Raw genomic sequence first — 26,548 nt, forward strand, 5'->3', positions numbered from 1 at the left:
GAAACTGGATTTCCTAGTTTGAAAAATATTGCTGTAAATACAAAGGTAAAATTATGAAATTATAGGGGGAGTATATATGAAAAAAATTGTATCAATAGAATATGCAATAGAAAACATTAAAGATGGAATGACCATTATGATTGGTGGTTTTCTGGGTTGTGGGACACCAGAAAAGTTTATAGACGAGATTATAAAAAGGGATATACAAAATCTTACAATAATAGCGAACGATACATCTTTTATAGATAAGGGGATAGGAAGACTTATAGCGAATAAGCAGGTAAAGAAAGTGATAACATCTCATATTGGCACAAATCCAGAAACTGGAAAACAGATGCATAGCAAAGACTTGGAAGTTAATCTTGTTCCTCAAGGGACACTTGTAGAGCAGATAAGATGCGGCGGAATGGGTCTAGGAGGGTTTTTAACTCCTACAGGAATTGGAACTATGGTTGAAGAAGGAAAAGAAAAAATGAAAATAGATGGCAAGGAGTATATACTTGAGAAGCCTATAAGAGCTGATATAACTTTAATATTAGGCAATAGAGTAGATAAAAAAGGGAATGTTACATATAGGAAAAGTGCAAGAAATTTCAATCCTATAATGGCAATGGCGGCAGATAAAGTAATAGTCTTAGCGGAAAACCTCTTGGAAATAGGGGAAATAGAACCTGAAGATGTAATTACTCCGTCAATTTTTATTGATTACATAGTGAAGGAGAAACAAAATGTCTAGAGATTTTATAGCAAAGAGAGTTGCTAAAGAGCTAAAAGATGGTGATGTAGTAAATCTCGGCATAGGAATGCCTACCTTAGTTGCAAATTATGTCCCAGATGACATAGATATCACTCTCCAATCGGAAAACGGTTTCGTAGGGATAGGACCTCTTCCCAAAGAGGGACAAGAAGATAAAGATCTTGTAAATGCAGGAGGACAGATGGTGACAGTGAGAAAAGGGGGAGCTTTTTTCGACTCTGCAATGTCTTTTGGAATAATAAGAGGTGGACATGTAGATTTGACAGTTCTTGGAGCACTTCAAGTTGATCAAAAAGGGAATCTTTCCAACTGGATGATACCGGGAAAAATGGTTCCTGGAATGGGCGGAGCTATGGATCTTGTCGTAGGGGCAAAAAAAGTTATTGTGGCAATGGAACATACTTCAAAGGGAAAACCTAAGATTCTTAAAAACTGCAATCTTCCTCTTACGGCAAAAGGACAGGTGGATAAGATAATAACAGAAATGGCAGTAATAGATGTAACTGATGAAGGACTTGTATTAAGAGAAATCGCTAAAGGATATACATTAGAGGATGTTAAATCGGCTACTGAGGCAGACCTTATAATAGATAAAGACATTAAACATATTGACTAAAGAGTTTGTGGTAGATGTTTTTAAGAGATTCCAATTTTGAAAGGAGTGAATTTATGGGTAAGAAATTAAAGCTACATCACAAAATTTTCATTGGTCTATTTTTAGGAATAGTGGTAGGTTATGTACTTAATATTTTGGGAGGAGCTGAAGACCCTATCATAGGAGGAAGGGTGATGCCGTTTCTTCAGTTCTTAGGAGATTTCTTTCTAAGGTCTATAAGGATGGTGGTAGTTCCGTTAGTTCTTTTTAGCATTATAGATGGGGTACTTGCTCTTGGGGATGTTAAAAAACTAAGAAGTATAGGAGCTAAGACGGTAGCCTTTTTCCTAGGAAGTGCACTGATTGCAGTAAGTATTGGTCTTGTACTTGCTAACATACTAAAGCCAGGAGCAGGATTTCAAATGGGAGATATTTCATCAGAAGTACAGATGAAAGAGCTTCCAGGGGCATATCAGACTATACTCGATCTTATTCCACTAAATCCATTCCAATCAATGGTAGAGGGCAATATGATGCAAGTAATAGTGTTTGCAATACTATTTGGAATTGCAGTACTTATGGTTGGAGAAAAGGCAAAGCCACTTGTAAATGGAGTATCGAATCTATCAGAGGCTATGTTTAAGATAATAAACATTATATTAGTAATAGTTCCATACGGAGTGTTTGGTCTTATGTCTGTTGCTATAGCTCAGTTTGGTCTTGCAATATTTGGCCCTGTTGCAAAATTTATATTTGTAGATTATCTTGCAAATTTTATTATGGTTGCAGGGGTATATTCTATATTTCTCATATTTATAGCAAAGGTAAGTCCTATAAAGTTTTGGAAACAAGCTTTTGAAAGTTGGCTGATAGCATTTAGTTCATGTACTACTTCAGCAGCTCTTCCTGTTTCTATGAGAATAGCTCCAAGGCTTGGAGTTCCCAAAGAAGTTTCAAGTTTCGTACTTCCTCTTGGAGCAACTGCTAATATGAATGGTACATGCATATACTTTGGTATTATAGTTCTATTTGCAGCTCAGCTTTACGGTATAGAGCTTTCAATAACTCAGCAAATAATGCTTGCGATTCAGGCTACATTTTTAAGCGTTGGAGCAGCTGCAACACCTCAAATAGGTCTCATAATAAGTATCACGCTTCTTACATCAATGGGACTACCTCTTGAAGCTACGGCTTTAGTTGCTGGAGTATATAGAATAATAGATCAGGCTCATACATCTACAAATGCAAGTGGAGATCTTGTGACATCAGTATGTATAGCTTCAATGGAAGGACTTCTTGACAGAGACAGATTTAATGACCTAAATGAAATACCAGAGCTTGATCATAAGGTTTCAGAAGAATTAGCATAAAAAATATATAAGTGATACTGGATTAATATAAATAAAAGTAAATCATTAGAAAAACAAATAAATCATATTAAAAGGAGATAATACCATGAGTCTAAACAAAGCACCTAAAAACAACGTTTTTTACAGAAATCAAAACTGGCACTACCCTAAGATAGATAGGGGAGAGGGAATATATCTTATAGGAGCATATGGAAAAAGATATATTGACGGCTGCTCAGGTTCATCTGTAGTAAATATAGGTCACGGGAATAAGGAGATTGCCCAGTATGCAAAAGAGCAGATAGAAAAAGTGGCATTTACTCATCTCTCTAGATGGACTACAGACACTATAGAGCAGTGCGCAGAAAAGGTAGCAAGCTGGGCACCTGGGGACTTAAATCATATATACTTCGTATCAGATGGTTCGGACACCACAGAAACAGCACTAAAGATGGCTAGGCAGTATTTTTATGAAAGGGATAAGGGAAATACGAGCAAATGGAAGGTAATTACAAAATGGAATTCATTTCATGGAAACTCATTTGGGGCTCTTGCTATGACTGGTATAGTTGGAAGAAGAAAACCATATGATCCTATGCTGATTCAGTTTCCAAAGATACCTCAGTTTTATCACTACAGAAATCCATGGGGATGCGAAACAGAAGAACAAACTGCAATAAAGGCAGCACAGTCTCTAGAAAATGAAATCCTTATAAATGGGCCGCAAAACATATGCGCATTTATTTCTGAGGTAGTTGTAGGTTCTGCGGCCCCTGGAGTTAATCCCCATTCAATATACTTTAAGATGGTAAGAGAGATATGCGATAAATACGATATCCTTTTCATCCTTGATGAGGTAATGTCAGGTTTTGGTAGAACAGGCACTAAATTTGCAATAGATCAGTACGATGTAGTTCCTGATATTATCTGCTGCGCTAAGGGCATGGGGGCTGGATATACTCCAATTGGAGCTACGATTGCTACAGAAGAGATATTTAATACAATAATGGTTGAAGGCTCTGGAGAGTTCGTTCATGGACATACCTATGCTAGTAATCCCCTTTCTTGCGGTATAGCCCTTAAGGTAATGGAAATCATGGAAAGAGATAATATACTTGAAAATTCAAAGATTCAAGGTGAATATTTTACAAAGAGGCTAGAGGAAATGTACAAATATCCTATAGTTGGAGATATAAGAGGTAGGGGACTGATGCACGGAATAGAGTTTGTAAAAGACAAAAATACTAAAGAGGCATTTGAAGTAAGCCATAAAGTAAAGGGAAAAATCACAGTAAACTGTCTTGAGGAGGGACTAGTTCTTTATCCAGGGGGAGGAACTGCTGATGGAAGTAAAGGAGATCACGTACTTCTTACTCCCCCACTTACTATAACAAAAGAGCAGATAGATGACTATATGGATATGCTTCATAGGGGAATAGAAAAAACTTGTGAACAAGTACTATAAACCTTAAATATAAATATGGATTTGGAGGAATGAAAGTGGAAAAACTAATAATAACTCTTGCACCAACAGGAAATGTACCTACTAAGGAGCTAAATCCAAATACTCCTGTAACAGTGGATGAGATAGTAGAAGATATAAAAAAATGCAAAGAACTGGGGGTTTCTATAGCCCATATTCACGTTAGGGACAAAGAGGGGAATCCAACAAGTGATAGAGCTCTCTTTGAAAAAGTTCTTAAGAAGCTAGATGAGGATAATGTAGATATAATCAAGCAAGTGTCTACAGGAGCTAGGGGAGGAGAAAATACTGTAGAGTTTAGAGGACAGATGCTGGATTTAAATGCTCATATGGCAAGTCTCTCAACTGGCTCCTCAAACTTTCCAAATAGCGTGAATGCAAACTCTCCAGAGCTTATAAAATCACTTGCAGAAAAAATGTATGCAAATAATATCAAACCGGAGATAGAGGCATTCGATGTTGGGATGATATCAAATGCAAAGAAGTTTCTTAAAAAAGGCATACTAAAGGGACCTCTTCATTTTAATCTAGTGATGAATGTACCAGGGTCTATTGAGGGAACACCAAAAAATCTTATGTTTATGATAGATAGTTTACCAGAAGGCTCAACCTTTACAGTGTCAGGAATTGGAAAATCTCAGGTTCAAATGCTTACCATGGCTATAATTGCAGGAGGACATGTAAGGACAGGACTTGAAGATATACTTGAAATCGAAAAAGGGGTTCCTGCTTCTAATATGGAGCTAGTAGAGAGGGTTGTAAATATAGCAAAGGCTGTAGGAAGACCAATAGCAACTACAGCTGATGCTAAGGAAATACTTGGACTATAAATAAAATATTTGGTAAAAGATAAATTAGAATCTATAACTAAAAAATAAAAATCCTAGATTATAATCCTCTAACAATAAAGAGGTTTAATCTAGGATTTTTTCTATATTTTTTTGGCGTTAAACTTTTCTATTAAATCTAAAAAAACAAGCTCATTTATAATAAAGTAGTATATAATTTTCACAGATGAAGTTTAATTATTGCTTTATAAATAAAGGATATTAAAAGTGGAGGATAATGTGGAAATAGTTAAGGTTGATAAAAAAAATATAGATAGGTTTTTAAGTCTTTCAAAAGAAATATATAAAAATAACCCTTTTTATAGAGATACTCTTACAAGAGCGGCAAGGGGTATATTGAGGGGGGAGGGAGAGATATGCAAAAGTAGCTTTATAGAGGGAGTAATGGTTATAAAAGAGGATGAAGTACTTGCGGGATGTATTTTTTCTATTGTAGATAGGATGGATGATATCCTTCAAATAGCTTATTTTGAATCTAAAGAAGGTTATGAGGAGTCAATAAACATCCTTCTTGATTATGGAAAGGCTCTTGCAAGGCAAAAAGGAATTAAAAAGATGCTTGCAGGCCTTAATCTCCATGTGAACTATGGACTTGGATATTTGGCTAGTCATTTTGACTCTGTCCAGAGCCTTGGAAGTGCATATAATCCTCCATATTACATAGATTATTTTCAAAAAGTAGCAAGGGAGGAGATTAACCTTACTAGCTATATAGCAGATATGAAGGATATATCTATAGATATAGATACAAGGCTTAAAAATAGAATATTAAAAAACTATACAGTAAGAAAAGCGGATTTTAAAAATATAGAAAAAGAGGCTAAGCTATATACAGATATAAACAATGACGCCTTTAAATCCCATAGATTTTATTATGAACGAAGAAAAGAAGAAGACCTTGAGCTATTTAAAGAGTATAGACTATTTCTAAAAGAAGAGAATCTATTATTTTTAGAGCATAAAGGCAAGGAGGTAGGCTTTATGCTTTGGTACCCTGATTTCAACCAGCTCTTAAAAGAGGGAGAATCTTTAGGAATAAAATCTTTATTAAAAAGCAGGATATTTTATAAAAAAATCGACACCTTCAAGATAGTAGAGCTTGGAGTAGCTCCAAAGCATCAAAAAACCGGGGGTGTTTATGCTCTATTTGATTACTGCAAAGGAATTACAAAGGAAAGATTCAAAAAATGCGAATCTGGATGGATACTTGACGAAAATATTTCTTCCAAAGGATTTGGAATTAGGTGGGGAAAAGATGAGTATAAAAAATACAAGGTGTTTTTGTTAGATGTTTAAAAAAGAGATGTATAAAAAAATAAAATCCAAGGAAAAATATGGATTTTTAATATATAGTAAGGCATCAGAGTTACCAGAGCTATGGGATGAAATAGCAAAGGAAAACTGTTTTTTAAAAAGAGAATTTTTAGGATTTTTGGAAGATGTGAATCCTTGCAAACAAAGATATCATATAAATATAAAAGAGGAGATAATACTTTTAGATTATGGTCTCAAAATAGATATATTTACATTTAAAAAAGGATTCTCTCTTAAATTTCCTATAAATATAGTTGGGATACCTCTTTCTGTATCCTCAAAGGGATATTCCTATATGGATGATAAAGGGGATATACTCTCTGATTATATAAAAAAGACTATGAAGGCTGTAATTTTACTAAACTCTGATGACAAGCTCAAGCTTACGAAAGGCCATACTCTCTCGGATTTTGAGTTAAGTATTAGGTGGAGTAGTTTTGAGGATTATCTAAAGTCAATGAGAAGTCATTACAGATATAGGACCACAAAGGCTCTCAAAAAATTTGAAGGAGTTAGGGTAGAGGCTGTTTCTAGGAATGAGTTTTCCAAAAATCTCTATAGATTTTATGAGGAGGTTTATGAAAGGTCAAGCAGCAAACTTGAAAAATTAAGTATAGATTATTTTAAAAAGCTCCCAGCGACCATCCTTGTATTTAAGGATGATGACAGAGAGCTTGGATTTGTCCAGCTTAAAGAGGCTGGAAATAAGCTTTATTTTCTTTTTTGCGGCTTTGATGAAGACTTAAACAAAGAATACGACCTTTATTTGAATATGATTTTTCATATAATAAAGTATTCTATCGACCATGGATTTAGGCTATTATCTCTAGGTCAGACTACCGAAGACATAAAATCAAAGGCAGGGGCATATGAAATAGATAAATATCTTTATTTTTCAAGCAAATATAAGGTTATAAACTTACTTGGAAATATCTTTATAAAGGCCTTATCCTACAAAAAACAATCACAAAGCTACAGAGTCTTTAAAGCTTAAACCTTTTAATCTCATCACTAAGATTATGGGAGATTTCATTAAGTTCTTGAGCGGATTTTGCCACCTCTTCTACGGCAAATGTTTGTTGGTCCATAGATCCAGAAACCTCTTCAGATGCAGCGGCAGTTTCTTCAGAAACGGCAGATATATTTTCAATGCTGCTCACTATTTTTTCTTTATCCTCATTAACTTCAGATACAGAGTTTCCTATGGCGTCTATGTTTTGACTTATCTTTTCGTAGGCGTCTTTTATTGTTTCAAAAGAACTTATAACCTTCTCCACAGCAACTTCCTGCTCATTTCCTATCTCCTTTAGCTTTACCATGCTTTCAAAGGATTTGGAACCATCGTCTTGAATATTGTGGACGATTCTTTTCACATCATCTGCAGACTTTGCAGACTGCTCTGCAAGCTTTCTTATTTCATCAGCAACAACAGAGAATCCTCTTCCAGCTTCTCCAGCTCGTGCTGCTTCAATAGATGCATTAAGTGCTAGAAGATTTGTCTGGTCAGATATATTTGATATAGCATCAAGGATTCCACCTATTTCCTTTGTTCTTTCATTAAGCTGAAGTATTATTTTTTCGATATCTTCATTTGCTTTTATAGACTCTTTGTTTTTGACATCAAGATTATTTACAGACTCTACCCCATCCCTATAAGCAAGGCCTGTATTTTGAGCAGACTCTATCATATTATTTGTATAAAGATTAAGGGTATTAAACTTTTCAGATAGAGATTGAGCAACGAATGTACTGCTTTCTGCATCTTGTGCCTGTTCCTGAGCTCCTTTTGCTATATCCTCTACAGTTCTTGCTACATCATCAGCAGATGCACTTACCTCTTCGCTTATTGCGGCTAAGCCCTCTGCTGATTGAGTGAGCTTTTGAGATACATTTTCTATATTTTTTACAAGCTTTCCAAGGTCTATTATAGTATCATCAAAAAATCTGCTCAAAACTCCTGCCTCATCATCGGAGCTTATATTGGATCTTGCAGTAAGGTCTCCAAGTCTAGCTTGATTCATAGTGGAAACAAGGCTTTTTATATTTTTAGCAAATTTCTTTGTAAAACCAAATACCAGTATCGATGCAAGGAGTATTCCAAGGATAGAAGCTATAGATATTATGATTATTAGAGCATTGAGGTCTGAGCGTATTTCATCATAATATATACTTGTAATTACGCTCCAGCCAAGAGCATCTATTCTTGATATGGTGGCATATTTTCGGACATTTTGACCATTTTCCATAAATTCGTAGTATATCTCATTTACATTTCCTTGAGATATACCTTCGATAAGCTCTAAAGTCTGTAGCTCGCTACCAACCATAGAGTCATCTATATGGGTAAGGATAAGGTTGTTTCCGTCTATCACCATTGGATAGCCTTTTTCTCCTATCCTTATATCCTTTGTCTGACTGTTTAGTACATCAAGGGAAAGGTCAGCTGCAAGAACACCTACAAATGTACCCCCACCATCATAAACTGGGATACAGGCTGTAATAACCATTGCATTAATAGTGTCATCAAGATAGGCATCTGTCCATATGAACCTACCTGCACTCTTAGCATCCTTATACCAATCTCTGGTCCTAGGGTCGTAATCCCCAAGATCATCATCAGGTTTCATTATCATTCTGCCGTCCTCTGTGCCAAGATAGATAAATTCTATCCCTTCATTGGAGCTTGCATAGCTATCTAGTACATTAAGAAGAGCTTCCTCGGCATTAGGGTCACTCATTATATTAGTGACAGTTTCCTGATCTGCAAGAGCACGGATGATTCCTTCGTATCCTGTAAGATAATTTTCGATAGAGTTAGTAATCTGCAAACCGATATCCTTTGCAGACTCTATCTGATTATCTATTACAAGATTTGCTACCCTTGAGTAAGTCAAAGCCCCTACCCCTAGCTGTACTACTACCATTACTGCAATAAAAATCATTAAAAGTGTTTGTCTGATGCTCCGCTTTACTTTTATTTCCTCCATTTTCTCCTCCTCAAAATTATTATATATATTAAATAGCGCTTCATTAGTCCTTTAATCATATAAATTAAGGAACTTGCTAATGGAAATGGTAAAATTTAGTAAGAAAATTTTACAAAGCATACAATGAGATTATAACACCTATTTTATTTATATTGAAGTATTATTGTAATTTTTTTGTAATATTACCAAATTATCTCTCGATAGTATAAAATATATTGAGAATGTAAAATAGATTAATATTTATAGTAGGGATATAATTAGCTAGTAAGGGGGAACTCGTGAAGATTTTATTAGTAAAATGCCATAAAAATACAATATATTCAGCCTATCAACCTATAATATGCGAGCCCCTGGAGCTAGAATACATATCAACTATGTTGGATGAAGAATCTATAAAGCATAATATAATAGATAGGCTGATTGATAATAGAAGTTTTAAAAATTGCATCATTAATTGTACTCCAGATGTTTTATTTTTGACAGGATATATTACGGCTGTTGACACCATATTAAAATATGCAAATTATGCAAAAAAACAGAATAAAGATATAAAGGTAGTTGTAGGAGGAGTCCATAGCGAGGTTAATTATGAGGATTTCTTCTCTTTAGATATAGATGTAATCCAGCATCAAGGAGATTTACATACTTCAAAAGCCCTAATTAGATTTTTAAAGGAAGCATTTAATAGTTCTGGAAAAGAAAAATGGAGGGACTTCGACTATAAATCCCTTGAAGATATAAGTGGTTTAGCATATCTCCAACATGGAAACTGGAAAGTAAATGAGAAAAAAGCTATAGACTTTTATACCCTTCCTCTGCCAAAGAGGACTATTATGAAGGAGCATCCATATAAGGCAAGATATATGAATTATATTGGCCTTGCTCTTCTGAAGACATCTATATCCTGCCCATATAGCTGTAGATTTTGTTACTGCAAAGAGATAAATAAAGGTATATATCTAAAACGCCCTATTGAAGAAGTAATTATGGAAATAAAGGCTATAGATGAGGAGTATATCTGGATAGTGGATGATACCTTTCTTATAGATAGGACATCTACACTTGATTTTATAGATAGGATAAAAAAAGAAGGTATAAATAAGAAATGGATTGCATATAGCAGAGCAGACTTTATAGCAAATAATGAAGACATCATAAAAATGCTTTCAGAAATAGGTTTTGTGGAGATAATAGCTGGACTAGAGGATTCCTCAGACGAGTTTTTGGATTCCTATGAAAAGGGAACAAGTAAAAATGAAGGGGAAGAAGCAGTAAGAATACTAAAGGAAAATAATATAAGGCTTACTGGACTTTTTCTAGCGGGGATAGACTTTAAAAAAAGAGATTTTAAGAGATTAAGGGCATGGATTAAAAAAATGAACCTAAAGAGCTACACAGTTTCCATATTTACCCCTCTTAAAGGAACCGAGCTTTATGAAGAATATAAAGACAGGATAGATGTGAAGGACTTTTCAAAATATGATTTTCTTCATCTAGTACTTAGGCCAACACATATGAGCAAACTAAGATTTTATATGTATTTTTATATGATATATGTAGAGCAGTTTTTTTCAAGCCCATATATTAGGAGCTTTTTAAAACATAGATTAAAGGAAATACTGAAAAAAAAATCAATAAGTAAGTGAAAAGTATATAGAATTTAGTTTCTGAAAGGGGAATTTTGTTGTCAAATTCAACTATATGGAATTTCTGGGCAAAACGATATGAAAATCTCTGGGTACAAAAGGTATCCCTCGCTCCAACTAGAGCCAAAGTGATTGAGGAGCTTAGAGAAATTATAACTGAAAAAGATAAGGTGTATAGGATTCTGGATATAGGATGCGGCACAGGCCAGCTTATCTTGGATATAAAAAGAAGTTTCAAAGAGTTTGATTTAGAGATACATGGAATTGATTTTTCAGAAAAAATGATAGAGTCTGCAAAAGAAAATCTAAAGGCTTCAGAAGTTTTTAGCAAAGAAAATAATAAAATAAAGGAAATTTGCGATGATGAAAGCTTATTAAATGTTATGGATACAGCTGATTTAAATAAAATCCATAAAAAATTTCATATAATAACATGTACCCATTCATTTCCTTATTATAAAAATCAAAGGAAGGTACTTATGGATATGGGAAGTCTTTTGGATGAAAATGGAACACTTATTATAGCAAATGCCTCTGAAAATACGGCATATGACAAAGTGGCAATGAAACTTGTAAAGCTAACTACTGGAAAGGCAACATACCCTAGCATTGAAAAGATGAATTCTATGAAGCCAAAAGAATTAATCCTTAAAAATATAATTAAAATAAAAGAGAGATTTTTTATGCCATCTATAATACTTTTCAGATGGAAGAAGGTGTAGATTTGAAAATACTTTTAGTGAGGCCAATGCCCCCAAAAGAAACCATAGGGCTAAAGCATATTATGATATGTGAGCCTCTAGAGCTTGAATATCTAGTAGCAAATATAGACAAAGCCTGTGATGTTCAAATACTAGATATGATAATAGAGAAAAAATCTCTAAAGCATTTTATTGAAAAGTATAATCCAGATATAGTAGGTCTTACAGGGTATATCACCCATGTGAAGGTGATTAAAGATTATGCAAAGGAGATTAAAGAGATAAATAAGGATATAAAGGTAATTGCAGGTGGAGTTCACGCAGAGGTTGTGCCATCTGACTTTGTCTCAAAGCATATTGACTATATTATAGAGTCAGATCCAGTAGCTACATTTAATAGAATAATAGATGTAGCAAAAGAAGAAATAAATCAAAGAAGAAACAATAATATAGATAATAGTTATATTAATGATATCCATATACAGGGAACATATAAAGAAGGTTTTAAAAATCCAAAGGTAAATACTTGGCCGAAAAATCATCCAGATAGAGCCATGACAAAGAGATACAGGAATAAATACTACTATATGTTTCATAACCCTTGCGCCCTTATGAAGACCTCATATGGATGTCCATATAACTGTAGCTTTTGTTTTTGCAAGGAGATTACAGACGGAAGGTACTATGCTAGACCTATAGACGATGTCATAGATGAGCTAAAAACTATACCTGAAAATGAGATTTATATAGTTGATGACGATTTTCTTTTTTCAAGGGAGAGGCTCACTGAGTTTTGCGATAAGCTTGAACAAAATAAAATAAAGAAGAGATTTTTAGTATATGGAAGATCAGACTTCGTATCAGAAAACGAAGATATTATTAAAAGGCTAGCTGAAAATGGACTAAGGGCTGTTATTGTAGGCCTTGAATCCTTCAAAAGAGAAGAGCTTGATATCTACAATAAAAAGACAAGCATAGAGGCAAATGAAAAGGCTGTTAATATTTTGCAAAAATACGATATAGAGGTGTATGCAACTCTAATCATGCATATGGATTATGACAAAGAAGATTTTAAAAACTTAGGAAAATGGATTAAGGGTCTTGGACTGATGTTTGTAAATCTTCAGCCCCTTACCCCTCTTCCAGGTACTGATATATACGAGGAGTATGAACGCTCCTTGATTATAAAAAGAGAAGACTATGAAAAATGGGATCTAGCTCATCTTGCGCTAATGCCATCAAAGATGTCCATAAGAAGTTATTATATAGAAATAATAAAGCTATACTACAGCATCACCATGAGACCTAAAAATGTATGGAAGATGATTAAAACCTATGGAATTTCTCAGGTTCTAAAGCTTTCTTTAGGAAGCAGTGCAGTGACTTTTCAGTATATTAAAAAGGCAATCAAAGGATAAATCAGGAGATGATTTTTTGAAAAAACTACTTTTAATTCAATCAACACCCTATGACTCTAAGGGAAACCTAATTAAAAAAAGTAAGCTATACTTTGTAGGCCTTGGGCTACCCCTTATTGCAGGGCTTACCCCTAAGGACTGGGAAGTAGAGATAATACTTGAAACCATAGAAGACATACCCTTTGATACAGATGCATCTATTATCGGAATAGGGAGCATGGGTCATGGAGTTGTGAGGAGCATAGATATAGCCAAGGAGTTCAAAAAAAGAGGAAAGACAGTGGTCATGGGGGGCTATATGGTAAGCCTTATGCCAGATGAAGCAAAAAAGTATTGTGACAGCGTAATCATAGGGGATGCAGAAGATGTCTGGGAGGATATGCTCAGAGACTTTGAAAACAATTCCCTGAAACCATTTTATAAAAAGGAGATAAAAGCTTTAGATACACCTCCCCCTAGATTTGATTTAATATTAAATAAAAAAATAGGGGATTTTCTACCTGTACAAGCAGGAAGAGGCTGTCCCAACTCATGTACATTTTGCTCAGTATACTGCCTATATCATAATAACTATATCAAAAGACCAGTAGATGATGTGATTAGAGATATAAATCATGTCAAATCACTTGGATTTAAAAAATTCCTCCTCCTTGATGACAATATAATTTCAGATAGAGACTATATACTAGAGCTTGCAGAAAAAATAAAAAACCTTGATATGCTTTGGCTATCACAGTGCTCCATAGAGATTGGAAAGGACAAGGAGCTTCTTTATGCTCTTTCAAAAAGCGGATGCATAGCCCTTAGCTTTGGTATAGAGAGCATATCCCAAGAGAGTCTTAATTATATGAACAAGGGATGGGCAAAAGTGGATGAATACAAAACCCTTATGGAAAACATACAAAATGCAGGAATAGATATATCAACAGAGATGGTGGTTGGGGCAGATGGAGACACACTTGAATCCATAAAAAATACAGGAAAATTCATCAAAGACAATAAGATTTCAGTCCCTAGATTTTATATACTTACCCCTATCCCTGGAACTGAGTATTACAACGAAATGGAAAATCAGGGAAGGATAGCAGTAAGGGACATATATTCATACAACGGCAGTGAAGCGGTTCACATCCCCAAAAACATGACGCCTAAAGAGCTTACAGATGCCTACTGGAACTTATATGAAGAAGTCTTTTCCATAAATTCTATACTAGCAAGAACTATATTTAGAAAAGATTTTTTCAAAAAAATGGATAGATGTATTTTTTATCTAGGGGTAAATCTTTATTATAGATATCAAATAAAAAGAAAGATAACTCCAAATATTATTTAAAAAAATAAAAAAAGAGAAGGAAAAACCTATTTTTTTATATACAAATATCATCTAAAAAGATAGAAAGGGGAACACATACTTCTAATTTTCTAAGGTTAAAGATTAGTGATTTTAGAGGCTATGTTCTGTGATATAGATGAGAGTACTACTTGTAAGGCCACCAAGGATGAAGCAGTCAATTAATTTAGGTGAAGTGATGTACAGCGAGCCTATTGGACTTGAGATGGTATACACTGTCCTTGAGAATGACTATGAGGTTGAAATATTTGACATGATGGCTGAAAACAAAGACCTTATAGAAAAGATAAAGGAGTATGCTCCAGATATAGTAGGACTTACATCATTATGTATAGATGTAGAGCCTGTACTTTCTATGGCAGAAAAAATAAAGAAATATAAAGAGGATATAGAGATTGTAGCTGGAGGGACTCAGGCTTTTTTTAGTCCTGAGAGCTTCTTTTCTTCCTATATAGATCATGTGATGAAGTTTACAACGGAGCAAAATCTAAATGCTCTTTTTAAATATATAGAGCTAAGGCTCAAAAAAGAAAATGAGTTATTAGAAAGTGATGCTCCTTTGATAGATGGAGTTCATAGCAGAGTAAATGATTTTAAGAGCACAGAAGTAAGAGGGCGAAACCAGTATATAAAACCAAATAGAAAATCCACTGAAAAATATAGAGGGGAATACTCATATTTTGGATACAAACCTGCTGCAATAATGGGTACAGCCCAAGGATGCTCAAAAGGTTGTGACTTTTGCCTGAGGTGGAGACTAGAGGGATACAGCGAATCATATTTTGATATAGATTCTGTGAAAAATGAAATAAGGGAAATCAAAGAGCCAACTATCATGATATTTGACAATGATTTTCTCCATAGCAAGGATAGGATAAATCAGGTTTGTGATTTTTTAGAGGAAGAAAATATAAATAAAAACTTCATATGTTATGCAAGTGTAAAGAGTATCCTTGAAAACAAAGATGAGATAAAGAGATTTGTAAGCTTAGGACTAAAGGCAGCACTAGTAGGGTATGAAACCTTCAAAGAAGATGATTTAAAATCCTACAAAAAAGGCTCTACCACAAATGACAGTATAAAGTGCAGCATGTTTACAAAAAAAATAGGGCTTGATGTATGGGCATCCTTTATATTTCATCCCGACTGGACAAAAAAAGACTTCAAGGATTTTAGAAGATATATTAAAATCCTAGACCCAGAAATATCAACATTTTCTCCCCTTACTCCTTTTCCAGGACTGCCTCTATATGAGAGATACAGAGAAAGACTACTATTTCCAAAAGAAGATTATGAAAAATGGAGCTTTGGACAGGTGGTTATAAAGCCAGAAAATATGAGCCTTAGAAGGTATTATGTAGAAATACTAAAAACCATAATCTATGTAAACACAGTTAGAAACAATATATTTTATATCACTAAAAAATTTGGTTTCTTATCATTATTTAGACTTGCAAAAGGTTCTTTTGGACTCCTTGGAAAATACTCAAAGCTTATTTTAAAAAGCTCATCATAGATTATATTTATAAAAAATAAGGTATAAAAAAATTAAACTGGAAATAATTGAGAATTTAAATTTATTTGTGAGAATAAAATCAAATGATGGGTAATAAAGATAATAAGAACCATAGTGTATATAGAAAAAAGCAAAAAACCTAGGATTAGGGGGAAATATTATGAAGTTGGATACTATACTTGTACCTGTAGATGGTACAGAGGTTAGCGATTTGGCACTAGATACAGCAAAAAAAATGGCTGCAAAGTTTAACTCCAAAATAGTAGTTCTTAATGCAGTAGATTTCGTAAATAGGGGTTCTATTCATGAATCCTCAGATTATGACCCTGTAGTTCAAGAGACTCTTCAAAAAAGAGGAAACAGAATACTTGAAGATACAAATGCAAAACTTCAAGGATTCAACTTTGAAACTATACCAGCACTTGGACATGCGGGAGACGCTATAATAACCTACTGTGAAAATAATGAAGTAGACCTTATCATTATGGCTACAAGAAGTGCCACAAAAATAAGAAGATTTGTAATAGGATCTGTTACAAACTATGTGATTCATCATACTAAAGTACCTGTACTTGCGATACCTGTAGAATAAAAAAAGAGGGGGCTTGTTTTATGAATGTTCAAAAAATACTATTACCAGTAGACGGTTCCGAGGGGAGCTATATAGCATTAGAAGCTGCAAGACAAATTTCAGAAAAATTTGGAGCGAAAATCATACTTCTAAATGTAGTAGATGTAGGAAACCGAGCTTCTATGCATGAATACTATGCATATGATCCTACAGTTGAGGATGCTCTTGTAAAAAGAGGGCAAAGGATACTTGAAGATGCAAAAACAAAACTACTAGGTGCAGATGTAGAAGGAGTTACTGTTCTTGGACATCCTGGAGACTCCATAGTGACTTATTGTGATGAAAATCCTGTGGACCTTGTTGTAATGGCCACAAGAGGCATGACAAAGGTTAGAAGATTCTTTATTGGATCTGTAACTAATTATGTAATGCATCATACTACAGTTCCAGTGCTTGCTATACCTGTTGATGAAAGAGAATAAAAGTTCTATAAAAAAGACCGAAGAATTTATTCTTCGGTCTTAATTTATGGACTTATAATATGAATATTCATCAGAGTGAATACTATTCTCTATGATTTTTATCTTTTTATATTAGGTTTACTCTCCAGTATAAAGCATTCTAAAATACTTAATTTCAAATCCCAGTTTTTCATAAAGCTTTGTTGCTCTTTTGTTTTTTGCATCCACATGAAGTGAGAGATTGCCATCTGTAAGCTCAATCATTTGACTTATAAGGTTAGTGGCAATACCTCTTCCCTTATTACCTTCTTTTGTAGCTATATACCCAAGGTGATAAGTAGGAACAAAATCTTTAAAGCCAGTATTTACCACAACGCATGCCCCCTGAGGAATATTATTTCTAAGGGCTAAAAGTATGAAGCCATCTTCTATGGCATGATCTAGAGCATCGATAGTCTCCTCTATAGGGTCAGAATATCCTTGGAGCCATTCTTTAATCCACTGAGCAAGCTCCTCTTTGGCATATTTTTTAAAGTCATTAATCCTAATGACCTCAAGGTCGCTTCTTCCGTCATTTAATATTATGACATGCTTTCCTTTTTCTATCTGACCTTCCTTTGCCATTTTATAAAAACCTGCAAAAGCATAGGCTTCCTCTGTAGATAGTATGATATTTTCCTGCTGTCTAAGAACTTGAGAACTTTCCTTGAGCAGTTTTTCGTCTACAGATATTATATTTCCCTCTGTATCATGAATTGCTTTAAGAGTTTCTTCAAGTAGAGCACCCTCACCTGTGAAAAGATTTCGAGTATATTTGTTTACTTTTATCTTATAGTTTTCTAGTCCTAATATTTCTCTCTTCTTTTTGAAATCATCAAATATGACATTACCATTTGGTATAGTGCAGGAAAAAATCTGAGGATACTTGTTTATCTTCCCCTGTACCCACTGCTCTACAAAACCATTGTAGAGACTAGATACAGTATACCCATAGCTAAGCTGGGTAAATACACTGCTTATACCATCTCCTAGTCTTTCAGCAATTTCTTCTCCAATGCTTTGAAGAGAAATAATGCTAAGATGCCTGTTTCTATAGCCATTTGAAGCATTATAAAAATCATTTTTTTCACAGAAGGTATCCACAAACACATACTTATTGTCGATTTTTTCCTTTGTAAAATCTATAATTATATCCTTAGGAAAAGCAGTATTTTTCCATTTTTCGTTTTTGAACTGAGGAACCTTAATAGAAAGGCCAGCTTTTTCTGCAAAATGACCTACAGATTCGATATAGTCCTCTGCGCCGTTTACAAGAAGAGTTTGTTTGTTTTGAATCTGAGCATCCTTTACAAGTACCTCTGCTATACGGTCAAACTTGTGATTGAAAGGGTTGGTTCCTTCAAGCTTTAAGTAAATCTCCTCTACTCCTAAGTATTTCTCTAGTTTTTTTGCCCTCATTAACGGGGTTTTTCCAGATATATTCAAAAAATCACTCCTTTATAAATTTCAATAGATACATGAACAGTTTATTTAATTTAAACAAAAATAGAGATTCTCTAAATCTCAATAATATAGATATTATGAAGGTGAATTAAAAAATTAATAGAACTAATGGTTATAATTCATTTAATACCAATAAGTATTTGGAAAATAACAGAAAATGAAAAAAATAATTTGATAAAGCAAAGTTGCTTTAAATGACGATGAAACCATCGAAATGAAAGTTTAAATGACATGAAGTAAAAAATACCTATATATTATACCATAAAATGGGAAAAAATAAAAATCTGAGCCTTTTCTAATATTTGATATAATATGATAGATATAGAATTTTAAATATGAAATTAGGAGTGGAAAACAGTAAACAAATACATTGACAAACATGGTCATAAGTATTCATATGTAGTCAAAGGAGATAATTACAATAAACCAAATGAGTTTGCAGAAATGTTAGGAGGATGATGAGATATGCTCAGAGGATATAAAACAGAAATCAATCCCACCGAAGAACAAAAAATAATAATTCATAAAACTCTGGGCGTATGCAGATTTATTTATAACTTTTATCTTTCACACAACAAAGAAATTTATGAAAAAGAAAAAAGATTTGTTTCAGGTATGGATTTTTCAAAATGGCTTAATAATGAATTTATCCCTAATAATCCAGAATATGAATGGATTAAAGAAGTGGGAAGCAAAGCAGTTAAACAAGCAATTATGAATGCTGAAAAAGCCTTTAAGGGATTTTTTAAAGGACAAAGTAAATTTCCTAGATTTAAGAAAAAGAAAAATCAAGATGTAAAAGCATATTTCCCAAAAAACAATAAGGGAGATTGGACAGTAGAAAGACATAAGGTTAAAATACCTACTATTGGATGGGTAAAACTAAAAGAAAAAGGTTATATTCTAACTAATGGAATAGTTAAAAGTGGCACATTTTCATTTAAGTCAGGAAAATATTATGTTTCTGTTCTTATTGAAGATGAAAAAGATTACACTTTTGATGAATTTAATGAAGGTATAGGAATTGACTTAGGAATCAAAGATTTAGCAATTGTTAGCAATTTAGAATCACCATTCAAAAACATAAATAAAACAAAAGAAGTTAGAAGGCTTGAAAAGCAATTAAAACGTGAACAAAGAAAACTTTCGAGAAAATACGAGAGTTTGAAAAAACAAGACAAAAACAAAGAAGGGAGAGCTACTAGGCAGAATATCCAAAAACAAATAGCCAAAGTACAACGTATTCATAAACGTTTATCTAATATTCGAGAAAATCATATTAATCAAACTGTAAATAAGATAGTAAAAGCCAAACCATCTTATATTACAATTGAAGATTTGAATATTAGAGGAATGATGAAGAATCGTCATTTAGCAAAAGCAGTATCTCAACAATGTTTTCATCAATTCCAAATTAAACTTAAGTTCAAATGTAAAATATATGGAATTGAATTGAGAATTGTTGATAGATTTTATCCTTCAAGTAAAGTATGTTCAGAATGTGGCTTTATCAAAAAAGATTTAAAATTGTCTGATAGAACCTATATATGTTCAGAATGTGGCTTGGTTATTGGTAGGGATAAAAATGCTAGTATTAATCTTGCAAATGCAAAAATATACAAAGTAGCATAAACAAGCTATTGTATATGTGTACCGTTGGCTAGACGGGAATTTACGCCTTTGGAGTGTTATACCAAATGTTAGTAGGATAGATTTATCCGAAAGCAGACACGTTGAAGAAGGAATAATCTCGATATGGGTATATTTTCCATATTTTGAGTAGCAGCATTAGTTTATGAATATATTATCTACAGAAAGTCTATCAAAGGCTTATAGCGAAAAGGATTTATTTAAAGAAATAAAATTTGGTATAGAGGATGCAGACAAAATCGGACTAATAGGCATCAACGGTACTGGAAAATCAACATTACTTAAAATAATTGCAGGACTTGAGCAGTCTGATTCAGGAGAGATAATAAAATCATCTGGGATTAACATAGAATATCTTCCACAAAATCCTGACTTTGACCACGAGTCAAAAGTGATAGAGCAGGTATTTAGAGGAAGCTCTCCCCTTATGGTCTTACTTAGAGAGTACGAAGAGGTAGTAGAAAAGCTTCAAAAAAATCCAGATGATAAAGCTCTTCAAGAAAAACTAATATCCCTTAATCCAAAGATGGATTCTATGGATGCATGGCACCTTGAAAGAGAAGCAAAGGCAGTCCTTACAAAGCTTGGAATATATGATTTTGAGGAAAAAATAGGGAACCTCTCAGGAGGTCAAAGAAAAAGAGTTTCAATGGCAGGGGCCCTCATAAGACCGTCGGACCTACTGATACTAGACGAGCCAACAAACCATATAGACAACGAGACCATAGAGTTTTTAGAAGAATATCTAAAGACTAGAAAAGGTGCTCTACTTATGGTTACCCATGACAGATATTTTCTAGATAGGGTAGTAAACAAGATATGGGAGATAGAAAAAGGAAAGCTATATTCCTATCAAGGCTCATATACCAAGTTTCTTGAGCTTAAAGAGCAGAGGGAGCAAGATGAAAGGAAGATTCAAGACAAGAAAGAAAGTCTATACAAGAGCGAGCTTGCATGGATTAGAAAAGGTGTAGAAGCAAGAAGGACCAAGCAAAAGGCAAGAAAAGAAAGGTTTAAAGACCTAGAGCAAGAGGTCCAAAAATCCTCAGAAGAAAAAATGGATATATCAGTTGCAGGAAGAAGATTGGGAAAGAAAATAATAGAGATAGATTCTATATCAAAGACCTTTGACTCAAAGACAGTGATAAATGACTTTACCTATACGGTACTTAGAGATGATAGGATAGGAATAGTAGGAAAAAATGGAGAAGGTAAATCCACCCTACTAAACGCAATCACAAAAACTATAGAACTAGATAGGGGAATGGTAGACATTGGAGAAAGTATCAAGATAGGCTACTACTCCCAAGAAAACCTAGATATGAATCCAAATCTAAGGGTGATAGAATATATCAAAGAAAAGGCTGAATATATATCAACTGGAGATGGTACTAAAATAACTGCAAGTCAGATGCTAGAAAGGTTTATGTTTAGTTCAGATATGCAGTACTCATATATATCAAAACTTTCAGGAGGAGAAAGGAGAAGACTATACCTTCTTTCTGTACTTATGGAATCACCAAATGTACTCCTTCTTGATGAGCCTACAAATGACCTTGACATACAGACTCTTGCTATCCTTGAAGACTATATAGAGGAGTTTCCAGGGCCTGTGATTACAGTATCCCATGACAGATATTTTCTTGATAAGACCTGCGATAAGATATTTGCCTATGAAGGAGATGGGAGGATAGAGATATATCATGGTGACTACAGTGATTACGCAGCCAAAAGAAACCTAAACCAGAAAAAAGAATATGCAGAGGAAAAAGAAAGTAAATCCTCAAAGGAAAAAAAAGAAGTAAAATCTCAGGAAAAACCTCAAAAGAAGACTAAATTTAGCTACAAAGAACAAAAAGAATACGAAGAGATAGACGAAAAAATCGAAAAAACAGAAGCCAAACTAAGTGAAGTAAAGAAAGAAATTGAAAAAAGCGGAAGTGACTTCATAAAATTAAATAACCTATTAAAGGAAGAAGAAGAGTTAAGTAAAGACCTAGAGCATCTTATGGAAAGATGGGCTTACCTTACAGAGATGGCAGAGGAGATGGGACTGATTTAAAAAATCATTTGATACAAATTAAAAGGGGGGAGTAATTTTGTATAGAATCGATTTAAATAGTGACCTTGGAGAAAGCTTTGGAAGATATACACTAGGAAATGATGAGAGACTAATCCCTCTTATCACTTCCTGCAACATAGCTTGTGGATTTCATGGAGGAGATCCAATTGTTATGGAAAAGACAGTAAAAATAGCGATTGAAAATGACGTTCAAATTGGAGCTCACGTGAGCTACCCAGATCTTCAAGGATTTGGAAGAAGAAAGATAGATATGACTGAAGAAGAAATAAAAGCTCTAGTAAAGTACCAAATTGGAGCACTTTGGGGATTTGTACATTCATTAGGAGGAAAACTAAACCACGTAAAACCCCATGGAGCCTTGTATAATGTGGCGGCTAAGGATATGAATACTGCTAGAGCAATATGTAAAGCTATTAAAGAAATAGACGACAATATAACACTCCTTGGACTTTCGGGAAGTCTTATGAAAGATGCAGCAGAGGAAGCAGGGATACATTTTAAAAGTGAAGTGTTTGCAGATAGAGCATACAATAATGATGGAAGCCTTGTAGATAGGAAGATAAAGGGCTCAGTAATTCACGATATGAACCTTATATCAGATAGAGTAGTAAGGATGATTAAAGAAAACAAGGTGATATCTATAGACTCAAAAGATATAGACGTCTACCCAGACTCCATATGCATTCATGGAGATACAGAAGGAGCAGAAGAATTTGCACTAAGTATCAGAGAGGCACTTGAAAAAGAGGGGATAGAAATAAAACCATTTTAATTAAGGGGGAGAAGTATGGGGGAAAATATTAATGAAAAATTTCCAAAGATAAAGCCCTATTCAGATAGTGGCTTGCTTGTAGAATTTGAAAATACTATATCAATGGAGGTCAACTCCAAGGTTGTAGCCCTTTATGAAACTATTAAAAACCTAAATTTTAATGAAGTAATAGAGATGATACCTACCTATAGATCCCTTGGAATACTCTATGATTCAAAGAAAATAAACTATGAAGATTTTAAGGAAAAAATTCAGAATATTGCAAATGAAATAGTTCCTAAAGAAAACGCAGAAAAAACGGTAATAAAAATACCTGTACTTTACTCAGATGAATACGGCATAGACCTTGATACTGTAGCTTCAAATGCAAAACTTACTAAAGAAGAAGTAATAAGCATTCACACGTCTACAGATTACTATATCTACATGATGGGATTCATGCCTGGGTTTGCATACCTTGGAGGGCTTGATGAGAGGATTCATACTCCAAGGCTAGAAAAACCAAGGACAAAAATCCATGCAGGCTCTGTTGGGATAGCTGATTCTCAAACAGGGATATATCCCCTTGAAAGCCCTGGAGGTTGGCAGATAATAGGGAGGACTCCCCTAAAGCTTTATGACAAAGACTCAAAAGACCCAATACTTTTAAAAGCAGGAACATATATTAGATTCATCCCTATAGATAAAGAAGAATATGAAAAGATAGAAAAGGAGAATAATATATGGGAGCTATAAGGATAATTAAGGGAGGGCTTTTTACAACTGTTCAAGACCTTGGAAGATATGGCTATCAGTCCCTTGGAGTCACCCAATCTGGAAGTATGGATAGCTATAGCCACAAGCTTGCAAATATACTAGTAGGTAACGATATAGGTGATGCACTCCTTGAATTTACATTTATCGGACCAGAGATAGAGATACTTGAGGATATGGCAATAGCAGTTACTGGTGGAGATTTGAAGATAGAGATTAATTCATCTCAAAGACCTATGTATGAAACTCTTTATGTAGTAAAAGGGGATATAGTAAGATTTTCTCCAGTGGAAAATGGAAGCAGATGCTATATAGCATTTTCAGTGGGAACCGATGTAGATATGGTGATGAATAGCAGAGCAACCCATACAAAAACCTCAGTAGGTGGATACATGGGACGAAAGCTTGCAGATGGAGATATATTAAATATACTAAAAACTGGAGAAATGCCTCCAAAGAGGATAATTCCATTAAGCCTAAGAAAAAACTATGCAGGGGACAAAACTGTTAGAGTAATACTTGGTCCTCAGGATGATATGTTTACAGAAAAAGCTATAGAAACCTTTTTAAATAGCACATATACGGTAGCTGATGAAATGGACAGAATGGGAATCAGACTAGAAGGAGAAGAGATAGAGCATATATCAAAAGCAGATATCATATCAGACCCTATTTTTATGGGTGCCATACAAATCCCTGGCCACAAAAATCCAATAGTGATGATGGCAGACAGGCAAACCACAGGAGGCTATCCAAAGATAGGAACAGTGATTACAGCAGACCTTCCTCTAATGGCGCAGCTACGTCCAAAAGACAGCGTTAGATTTAAAGCTATTACAGTATTAGAGGCCCAAAAGTTACTTAGAGAAGAAAATATACTTATTGAAAAACTAAAGGAACTGTCAGTTGTGAAGGTAAAGAATAAGAAAACATATAGCATTAATGTAAATAATAAGAATTATATTGTGGGTGTAGAGGAGATAGACTACTCTTTGTAATTTTGTTGGAAAATATTTTGATTAACCTAGGGTATACTTAAGAAGGTATGGGACTTAAAATGAAAGAGATATTGTAAACCAACCTACAGCTAATCTAAAAATACAGGGGGAATATAATTGAAATCTAAAATCTTTATAATCATCATTATAATTAACATTACTTTCCTTTTAATAAGCTTTGCTGAACTCAATTCACTTTATAAAGATGTGACGGTTTTTTTAAAAGCCCATGACTTGATATTACAAGAAAAAGGTGGAGAATTTGTAAGCGAGATAGTCCCTTTAGGAGTTAATATTATACAAGTCTCAAGCGATAATAGTGATGTCATTAATGTATTTCCATTAAGAACATACACACCTATAATAATTTTATTACAAACGGTATTTAATTTAATGGCAATAATTTATATAAGGAAAAGGTAGTGTGTATGCACTACCTTAAATTTACAGTATTTAAGCTAATTTTTTATTTTCTTCAAAATTTTGGGTACAACTTTAAAAATTGTTAGCATAAAAAGAATAGGTAGAAATATAAAATCTCCAATTGTAGTGAAATTATTTTTTTCGTCAGGGGGATTGTCTCTAAGGCTTGCATTAATAATATTTCTATCTATAAATTTCTTTACATACTTTGGAAGTTCGTTTGCCATGATATCCTCCTTTTAATCTTGTTTATATAAGCACTTTTAAATTGGGGCAACTTTGGAATACCCCTTATGAATGCATATTCAAAGGGGTATTTGAGTAACTTGTATGTAGAATCTAGGGATATCTTAATTTATACTCGATCCATTTCTAAATTCACCTTCATATTTTATTTCTCCATTGTCATGATATATTATTTCTTTACTACTACATCCAACGAAGCTAAGTGATAATAGAATTAAAATAAATAATGAGTATTTTTTCATAATATCCCCCTTATATAATGTATTCTATATTCTCTAAGGAGCTTCCTTCTTTGTTACAACATTGTAAACTATTTCTGTTTAAGGTAAATGTATACTTTAATAAGGGATAGAAGTTTTATTAATAAAATAATTTATATTAGAGGGGTTTAATGGATTTTAAAAATAAAAGTTATAAGGTATATACAATTTTTCTAGTAGGATGTGGGAAGAAAATCAAAGTAAGAAGGGGGAGCTTTAATTGAGTATAAAACAAATTCAATTGTTACTCTGTATTGGAATATTTATAAATATAACACTTTCTGTGTTAAAATTAAAAAATCCATTTGAAAAATTTGCAGGAGTAGGCGATATAGGTATATTTCTTTTTGCTGCATATTTAATTATTTCATTTTTTGTATATAAAAAAAGTAAAAGTTAACTATAGTTCAAATATAAAAGAATTGAATTAGAAAGGAATTTTTTATGAATATACAAAAGAAAAAGAATATTATAAAAGATAAGTATTTTTTTATAGCTATATTATTCTATATAATGGCTTTTTTAAGCCTTTATTTTTTAGAAGGCTATAGCAACGAATATTATATTTTTAATGAAAATCTAGAGTTGATAAGGGGAAATAAAATTAAATTATCCGTATTAATCATAACTTTTTTATTTTTTAATTTGGGAGGAGTATTTTTTACTATTAAGTTGTATACAAAAAGAATAGATGATTAATTAGAAAAATTTAAAAAATCTTATAATGAGCCTGAATTATTCATACACTTCTTTTAAAATCTTTAAAAGCATTTAAGCGTAAGCTTTACAAAGGCGTAGCCTTTTACACCTATTAGGTGAAAATACAAAAAAATAGAAAAGGACTCAATTTCGTGTTAAAGTTT

25 protein-coding genes are annotated in these 26,548 nt (G+C 33.5%); 21 read left to right on the forward strand and 4 right to left on the reverse strand.

The window, feature by feature from the left end; genetic code table 11:
* Positions 1-76: 76 nt before the first annotated feature.
* The 7 genes from atoD to J2Z35_RS11360 all read left to right on the forward strand — a co-directional run bounded on the left by atoD (position 77) and on the right by J2Z35_RS11360 (position 7,340).
* Entirely contained in the window at positions 77-736 is a 660-nt protein-coding gene (gene atoD / locus J2Z35_RS11330; protein WP_209661501.1) for an acetate CoA-transferase subunit alpha, read from the forward strand.
* Positions 729-1,373: a CoA transferase subunit B gene (locus tag J2Z35_RS11335; protein ID WP_209661502.1), complete on the forward strand. Its 645-nt coding sequence runs from the start codon at positions 729-731 to the stop codon at positions 1,371-1,373. The genes atoD and J2Z35_RS11335 overlap by 8 nt, the downstream gene beginning before the upstream one ends.
* Positions 1,374-1,426: 53 nt before the next feature.
* The gene (locus tag J2Z35_RS11340; RefSeq protein ID WP_209661503.1) at positions 1,427-2,722 is read left to right on the forward strand and encodes a dicarboxylate/amino acid:cation symporter; all 1,296 of its coding nucleotides are present in this window, start codon (positions 1,427-1,429) and stop codon (positions 2,720-2,722) included.
* Positions 2,723-2,807: 85 nt separating this feature from the next.
* Positions 2,808-4,166 carry an aspartate aminotransferase family protein gene (locus tag J2Z35_RS11345; RefSeq protein WP_209661504.1) on the forward strand — a complete coding sequence of 453 codons (1,359 nt, stop codon included), beginning with the start codon at positions 2,808-2,810 and terminating at the stop codon, positions 4,164-4,166.
* Positions 4,167-4,201: 35 nt separating this feature from the next.
* Positions 4,202-5,014 (forward strand): BKACE family enzyme, encoded by an 813-nt coding sequence (locus J2Z35_RS11350; RefSeq protein ID WP_209661505.1) that lies wholly within the window; start codon positions 4,202-4,204, stop codon positions 5,012-5,014.
* A 237-nt stretch (positions 5,015-5,251) separates the two neighbouring features.
* A complete protein-coding gene (locus J2Z35_RS11355) occupies positions 5,252-6,328 on the forward strand; it encodes a hypothetical protein (RefSeq protein WP_209661506.1) in 1,077 nt (358 codons plus the stop codon).
* A complete protein-coding gene (locus tag J2Z35_RS11360) occupies positions 6,321-7,340 on the forward strand; it encodes a GNAT family N-acetyltransferase (RefSeq protein WP_209661507.1) in 1,020 nt (339 codons plus the stop codon). The genes J2Z35_RS11355 and J2Z35_RS11360 overlap by 8 nt, the downstream gene beginning before the upstream one ends.
* On the opposite strand, the gene J2Z35_RS11365 is transcribed toward J2Z35_RS11360, so the two are convergent.
* Complete coding sequence (locus J2Z35_RS11365) at positions 7,330-9,333, reverse strand: methyl-accepting chemotaxis protein (RefSeq protein WP_209661508.1); 2,004 nt, start codon at positions 9,331-9,333, stop codon at positions 7,330-7,332. The genes J2Z35_RS11360 and J2Z35_RS11365 overlap by 11 nt on opposite strands.
* Before the next feature lie 278 nt (positions 9,334-9,611).
* Here J2Z35_RS11365 and J2Z35_RS11370 point away from each other — a divergent pair, with 278 nt between their 5' ends.
* The 7 genes from J2Z35_RS11370 (at position 9,612) to J2Z35_RS11400 (ending at position 17,018) form a co-directional block, all read left to right on the forward strand.
* Positions 9,612-10,979, forward strand: coding sequence for a B12-binding domain-containing radical SAM protein (locus J2Z35_RS11370; RefSeq protein WP_209661509.1), 1,368 nt, complete (start codon positions 9,612-9,614; stop codon positions 10,977-10,979).
* A 38-nt stretch (positions 10,980-11,017) separates the two neighbouring features.
* Positions 11,018-11,701, forward strand: a complete 684-nt coding sequence (locus J2Z35_RS11375; protein WP_209661510.1) for a class I SAM-dependent DNA methyltransferase — start codon at positions 11,018-11,020, stop codon at positions 11,699-11,701.
* Positions 11,686-13,098 (forward strand): B12-binding domain-containing radical SAM protein, encoded by a 1,413-nt coding sequence (locus J2Z35_RS11380; protein ID WP_245330874.1) that lies wholly within the window; start codon positions 11,686-11,688, stop codon positions 13,096-13,098. The genes J2Z35_RS11375 and J2Z35_RS11380 overlap by 16 nt, the downstream gene beginning before the upstream one ends.
* A 16-nt stretch (positions 13,099-13,114) precedes the next feature.
* Positions 13,115-14,431 carry a B12-binding domain-containing radical SAM protein gene (locus J2Z35_RS11385; protein WP_209661511.1) on the forward strand — a complete coding sequence of 439 codons (1,317 nt, stop codon included), beginning with the start codon at positions 13,115-13,117 and terminating at the stop codon, positions 14,429-14,431.
* A 136-nt stretch (positions 14,432-14,567) separates the two neighbouring features.
* On the forward strand, positions 14,568-15,965 hold the full coding sequence (locus J2Z35_RS11390; RefSeq protein WP_209661512.1) for a B12-binding domain-containing radical SAM protein: 1,398 nt from the start codon (positions 14,568-14,570) through the stop codon (positions 15,963-15,965).
* Positions 15,966-16,125: 160 nt separating this feature from the next.
* Positions 16,126-16,557, forward strand: coding sequence for a universal stress protein (locus tag J2Z35_RS11395; RefSeq protein WP_209661513.1), 432 nt, complete (start codon positions 16,126-16,128; stop codon positions 16,555-16,557).
* 20 nt (positions 16,558-16,577) lie between these two features.
* Positions 16,578-17,018 (forward strand): universal stress protein, encoded by a 441-nt coding sequence (locus J2Z35_RS11400; RefSeq protein ID WP_209661514.1) that lies wholly within the window; start codon positions 16,578-16,580, stop codon positions 17,016-17,018.
* Between the two features lie 117 nt (positions 17,019-17,135).
* On the opposite strand, the gene J2Z35_RS11405 is transcribed toward J2Z35_RS11400, so the two are convergent.
* On the reverse strand, positions 17,136-18,482 hold the full coding sequence (locus J2Z35_RS11405) for a pyridoxal-phosphate dependent enzyme (protein ID WP_209661515.1): 1,347 nt from the start codon (positions 18,480-18,482) through the stop codon (positions 17,136-17,138).
* A 483-nt stretch (positions 18,483-18,965) separates the two neighbouring features.
* On the opposite strand from J2Z35_RS11405, the gene J2Z35_RS11410 reads away from it, so the two are divergent.
* From J2Z35_RS11410 to J2Z35_RS11435, 6 genes are all read left to right on the forward strand, one after another.
* Positions 18,966-20,132, forward strand: coding sequence for an RNA-guided endonuclease InsQ/TnpB family protein (locus tag J2Z35_RS11410; protein WP_209661516.1), 1,167 nt, complete (start codon positions 18,966-18,968; stop codon positions 20,130-20,132).
* Between the two features lie 163 nt (positions 20,133-20,295).
* The gene (locus J2Z35_RS11415; RefSeq protein ID WP_209661517.1) at positions 20,296-22,212 is read left to right on the forward strand and encodes an ABC-F family ATP-binding cassette domain-containing protein; all 1,917 of its coding nucleotides are present in this window, start codon (positions 20,296-20,298) and stop codon (positions 22,210-22,212) included.
* Positions 22,213-22,249: 37 nt separating this feature from the next.
* A complete protein-coding gene (locus tag J2Z35_RS11420) occupies positions 22,250-23,005 on the forward strand; it encodes a LamB/YcsF family protein (protein ID WP_209661518.1) in 756 nt (251 codons plus the stop codon).
* A 15-nt stretch (positions 23,006-23,020) separates the two neighbouring features.
* Positions 23,021-23,740: a 5-oxoprolinase subunit PxpB gene (gene pxpB / locus J2Z35_RS11425; RefSeq protein ID WP_209661519.1), complete on the forward strand. Its 720-nt coding sequence runs from the start codon at positions 23,021-23,023 to the stop codon at positions 23,738-23,740.
* Entirely contained in the window at positions 23,728-24,756 is a 1,029-nt protein-coding gene (locus tag J2Z35_RS11430; RefSeq protein ID WP_209661520.1) for a 5-oxoprolinase subunit C family protein, read from the forward strand. The genes pxpB and J2Z35_RS11430 overlap by 13 nt, the downstream gene beginning before the upstream one ends.
* Before the next feature lie 117 nt (positions 24,757-24,873).
* Positions 24,874-25,179: a hypothetical protein gene (locus J2Z35_RS11435; RefSeq protein ID WP_209661521.1), complete on the forward strand. Its 306-nt coding sequence runs from the start codon at positions 24,874-24,876 to the stop codon at positions 25,177-25,179.
* Positions 25,180-25,214: 35 nt separating this feature from the next.
* Here J2Z35_RS11435 and J2Z35_RS11440 read toward each other — a convergent pair whose 3' ends face one another.
* Entirely contained in the window at positions 25,215-25,406 is a 192-nt protein-coding gene (locus tag J2Z35_RS11440; protein ID WP_209661522.1) for a hypothetical protein, read from the reverse strand.
* Between the two features lie 123 nt (positions 25,407-25,529).
* Complete coding sequence (locus J2Z35_RS11445) at positions 25,530-25,667, reverse strand: hypothetical protein (protein ID WP_209661523.1); 138 nt, start codon at positions 25,665-25,667, stop codon at positions 25,530-25,532.
* A 238-nt stretch (positions 25,668-25,905) separates the two neighbouring features.
* On the opposite strand from J2Z35_RS11445, the gene J2Z35_RS11450 reads away from it, so the two are divergent.
* Positions 25,906-26,085, forward strand: a complete 180-nt coding sequence (locus tag J2Z35_RS11450) for a hypothetical protein (RefSeq protein WP_209661524.1) — start codon at positions 25,906-25,908, stop codon at positions 26,083-26,085.
* Positions 26,086-26,548: the final 463 nt, after the last annotated feature.

Source organism: Acetoanaerobium pronyense (assembly GCF_017874355.1).
GTDB classification, from domain to species: Bacteria; Bacillota; Clostridia; order Peptostreptococcales; family Filifactoraceae; genus Acetoanaerobium; species Acetoanaerobium pronyense.

Excerpts from the sequence above, each read along its gene's own strand:
- J2Z35_RS11440 (WP_209661522.1), bottom strand. The coding sequence starts at position 25,406 with ATGGCAAACGAACTTCCAAAGTATGTAAAGAAATTTATAGATAGAAAT.
- J2Z35_RS11400 (WP_209661514.1), top strand. The coding sequence starts at position 16,578 with ATGAATGTTCAAAAAATACTATTACCAGTAGACGGTTCCGAGGGGAGC.
- J2Z35_RS11430 (WP_209661520.1), top strand. The coding sequence starts at position 23,728 with ATGGGAGCTATAAGGATAATTAAGGGAGGGCTTTTTACAACTGTTCAA.
- J2Z35_RS11445 (WP_209661523.1), bottom strand. The coding sequence starts at position 25,667 with ATGAAAAAATACTCATTATTTATTTTAATTCTATTATCACTTAGCTTC.
- J2Z35_RS11415 (WP_209661517.1), top strand. The coding sequence starts at position 20,296 with ATGAATATATTATCTACAGAAAGTCTATCAAAGGCTTATAGCGAAAAG.
- atoD (WP_209661501.1), top strand. The coding sequence starts at position 77 with ATGAAAAAAATTGTATCAATAGAATATGCAATAGAAAACATTAAAGAT.
- J2Z35_RS11390 (WP_209661512.1), top strand. The coding sequence starts at position 14,568 with ATGAGAGTACTACTTGTAAGGCCACCAAGGATGAAGCAGTCAATTAAT.
- J2Z35_RS11365 (WP_209661508.1), bottom strand. The coding sequence starts at position 9,333 with ATGGAGGAAATAAAAGTAAAGCGGAGCATCAGACAAACACTTTTAATG.
- J2Z35_RS11410 (WP_209661516.1), top strand. The coding sequence starts at position 18,966 with ATGCTCAGAGGATATAAAACAGAAATCAATCCCACCGAAGAACAAAAA.
- pxpB (WP_209661519.1), top strand. The coding sequence starts at position 23,021 with ATGGGGGAAAATATTAATGAAAAATTTCCAAAGATAAAGCCCTATTCA.
- J2Z35_RS11345 (WP_209661504.1), top strand. The coding sequence starts at position 2,808 with ATGAGTCTAAACAAAGCACCTAAAAACAACGTTTTTTACAGAAATCAA.
- J2Z35_RS11395 (WP_209661513.1), top strand. The coding sequence starts at position 16,126 with ATGAAGTTGGATACTATACTTGTACCTGTAGATGGTACAGAGGTTAGC.
- J2Z35_RS11340 (WP_209661503.1), top strand. The coding sequence starts at position 1,427 with ATGGGTAAGAAATTAAAGCTACATCACAAAATTTTCATTGGTCTATTT.
- J2Z35_RS11360 (WP_209661507.1), top strand. The coding sequence starts at position 6,321 with ATGTTTAAAAAAGAGATGTATAAAAAAATAAAATCCAAGGAAAAATAT.
- J2Z35_RS11335 (WP_209661502.1), top strand. The coding sequence starts at position 729 with ATGTCTAGAGATTTTATAGCAAAGAGAGTTGCTAAAGAGCTAAAAGAT.
- J2Z35_RS11380 (WP_245330874.1), top strand. The coding sequence starts at position 11,686 with ATGGAAGAAGGTGTAGATTTGAAAATACTTTTAGTGAGGCCAATGCCC.